Below are 3,240 nucleotides of genomic sequence, written 5' to 3'. Positions count from 1 at the left end.
CCACTAGGTTACAAACCTCGCGCCGCGATTTAATCGCCCCTAGATTGAACAAATTTCAATCCGCAAAGATCAACACGCCCTAAAATAACAAAAAAATTAACGTGCCAGTTTTGCCTAATACAGGCTGCTCTACTTTCAAACTAAACTCCAAAAAAACAAAATAACTGACTAATACACAATCTTGCTTATAAATAACGTGGTAAATGCAAAGCACGACTGCACTCATTACCTACTTAATAGACTCCTTTTGTATGCTCCACGTTATAAGTAGATTTTATATACTCTTAGCCCATGTGTATATTGCTCATTTTTTATGTTCGTTTTTTATGGCTGGCTATTACTTTACCAGTAATAGCCAGCGAGTTTAATTTATGCTGTGCGCTTAGGCTTTTGCTTAATAGCGAGTATGGTTTGCTTAGCTTGCAAATACACTTTGTGCACTGCAAAGGTTAATAAGCTCATAAGTACCATTAAGCACAACGTTGGCCAAAGCGACTGGGTATGATAACCAAACACGCCCATAAGCCAGCAAATTAGCACCCATTGAATAATGTAAAGGGCCGTTACATGTTTGCTCGCATATAAAAGGGCACGTGTAATAGGGCCATTAAATTTATTGGCAATGGCATATTCTATTAAGGCTAATGCACATAAATTTAAACCCACTAAATAAATAATACCGCCGCCATTTAAGTGAAAAAAGTTACCAAACTGGCCTTTAAAATCAATAAATAACCACATTGAACCAATCACTAATAATGCGGCCCCTAACTTTGCACACACATTAAATAAATACGCTGCATTATGCTGGCTATTTATATATACACGCCCAAGCACGTAGCCGGTTAATATAGCGCTTATCCACGGAAATACCGGAAAATAAACTTGGTAGTTATTAGCAAAAAACAAATCACTAATATAAGGCGAAAGCGCAAACTGCTGCCCCCTAACAAACTGGCTTACAAGTGCAATAGCCATGGCTAAACATGCAATCCATGTGGTTTTCCAGCGGGCAATATTAAGCGCGCCAAACAGCACTAAGCTCACCCCAGCAAGTTGTAAAATATCACCGGTTAACACCATAAATTGTAACTGCCCAGCACTGAGCGGGCTTTGCCAGCCATACGCATTTATAAATGCCTCGGGCATGGTATTAAATACCTCAATGGGTAGCCAAAACTTTGCCACATTCATTAAATACGCAAGGAGTAAAAGCTGTATACCACGCTTAATTAATAACATGGGGGTTTGCCTGCGCGAAAGCGCCATAGACAGCCCCATTGCCACTAAAAACGAGGCCGTGCCTTTGCCAAGTATATGAATAACAGCGCCAAATAGGCTCTCACTTTGAAGCGTTGTGCTCGAGTACATCCATAGGGTGTGTACCAAAATCATAATAAAAACGCTCGCTCCTCGGGCAAGGTCTATCGTTTTAAGACGTGTATTCATTGGTTTTAATATCCTTTTTAGGGCAGGTTTGGCATTTGCTGTAACCAGCTAAATAATAACGACAGCACGTTAAGCGACCGGCCGTTAATTTAAATGGGGTGTTTAAATTAAAGTGATTGCTGATTAAATTGTGTAGCTGCTGATGGCAATGTGTAGTGTGATCAGCGCTTGCTAAATTTAAGCTATGGGCGCGCTCAAATGCGCTGTTAAGGGTGTCGATTAATAAGCGCCCTTGCTCTTTTTTTCCCAGCGCATAATCGATATTTATCCACTTACCTACACAGCTAATAAACTCAATAAGTGCAGTGTTTTGTTCGGCTTTACTTAATATAGGCGCACCGCTGAGGTTAAACCCTCGGCTATAAGCGCCATTAATTTTAAGCTGTAATTGCATGGGGTTATGTGCATTTTGTTTAGAAGTACGCCAATAACAATAGGCATAAATAGTTTGCCAACAAAGCTGCAAATATAAATGCCGGCTAATAAATTGCCCAGGCGCATGTGGGTAATGCGCCTTGCAATGAATCGCTAATTTGCGCACTAAATCTAAGCTTGGTTGAGCCGCAGTAGCTGGCTCACTTGGGCAAAATAAAAAGTGCGCAAGGGTTACAGGCTTAGCCATACAGCTTTGCCGATACTGGGTTATTTAAACTTCCGGCAAACTGTAAACTGCCTGCTGGGTCGGTTAAATCAACCATTTGTTTATTATTGCCAAGCTGCAAGCGGTTTAAGCAAGAGTGTGCAAATTCATCACTAAAAAAGTCATACTCTTTAAAACGCGCATTTAAGGCAGGGTTAGCCTGTTGATACGCTTTAACACTTTGCGCAACGCCGTGCCAAAAGTCGTGCTCGGTAATGCGCTCTTCTCTTACTAAAATAGCCACTAGGTATCTAAAAAAGCAGTCAAATACATCGGTAAATATGCTCAGTAATTCAAGCTCTTTTGGCATAGTAATATGAATGCGCGAAACCTCATCAGGTAAAGGTTCAGTGCTATTAAGCAGCGCGACTTCTTCGCCTATGTCTTTCATGTAAGCGCCCACAGGGACTGAATTTTTAAGTTTTAAAATAAGGTTTTCGCCGTGCGGCATAAACACTAATTTATGGGCATAAAAACAATGCACTAACGGAATAAGATAGGCGTTAAAATAGTGTTGCAGCCAAGCATGTGTGCTTAAACCACTTTGATCTACTAATGCACCTGCCATACTTTTACCGTTGTTATCTAGGTGCAGTAGTGCGGCCATGGTGGTGAGCTGCTCATTATTTTGTAAGTTATGGTTTGGGTTCTCGCGCCATAAACAGGCAAACATTTTACGGTACGGTGTATCGCCCAACGCGCTTTGCTCAAAGGTATGATGCGCATACCCTAAGGTGGCGTACTCTCTTAGTGCAGTAAAATTGCACGCGCTAAGCGTGGGGTCGTAGTTTACTTTATTAAATACCCAATCATTTATAGCCGGGGTTACCGCCATATAAGCGCGCGAAAGCCCGCGCATAAAACCCATATTTAAAATAGACAGCGCCACTTTTAAATACGGCTTATGCGGGTGTGAGCAGTTATATAACGTGCGAATAGATTGTTGCGCTTGATATAAATCGTCGCCTTCACCTAAATACACTAAGCGGTTATTGGCAAACTCGTTGGCAAACACCACACTTAATTTATGTTGGTATTGCCACGGGTGCGCTGGTATTAATAGGTAGTCGTCGGGGTTTAGGTTTTGCGCTTTTAGCGCTTTGGTAAACGCATCACGGGTGGTTAAATCAAGCTCACCACTGATATGGCTT

General features: G+C 41.6%; 3 protein-coding genes. All 3 read right to left on the bottom strand.

Annotation, left to right across the window (positions count from 1 at the left end):
- Positions 1-369 precede the first annotated feature (369 nt).
- Entirely contained in the window at positions 370-1,449 is a 1,080-nt protein-coding gene (locus L650_RS0100105; RefSeq protein ID WP_029771665.1) for a heparan-alpha-glucosaminide N-acetyltransferase domain-containing protein, read from the bottom strand.
- Complete coding sequence (locus L650_RS0100100) at positions 1,433-2,071, bottom strand: hypothetical protein (RefSeq protein WP_029771664.1); 639 nt, start codon at positions 2,069-2,071, stop codon at positions 1,433-1,435. The genes L650_RS0100105 and L650_RS0100100 overlap by 17 nt, the downstream gene beginning before the upstream one ends.
- A partial coding sequence (locus L650_RS0100095; RefSeq protein WP_029771663.1) for an IucA/IucC family protein occupies positions 2,064-3,240 on the bottom strand: 1,177 nt, incomplete at its 5' end. The genes L650_RS0100100 and L650_RS0100095, both read right to left, overlap by 8 nt.

The organism is Pseudoalteromonas sp. TB51 (assembly GCF_000498055.1).
In the GTDB taxonomy this organism is placed as follows: domain Bacteria; phylum Pseudomonadota; class Gammaproteobacteria; order Enterobacterales; family Alteromonadaceae; genus Pseudoalteromonas; species Pseudoalteromonas atlantica.
This window is presented reverse-complemented; position numbering and strand designations above follow the sequence as displayed.

Excerpts from the sequence above, each read along its gene's own strand:
- L650_RS0100105 (WP_029771665.1), bottom strand. The coding sequence starts at position 1,449 with ATGAATACACGTCTTAAAACGATAGACCTTGCCCGAGGAGCGAGCGTT.
- L650_RS0100100 (WP_029771664.1), bottom strand. The coding sequence starts at position 2,071 with ATGGCTAAGCCTGTAACCCTTGCGCACTTTTTATTTTGCCCAAGTGAG.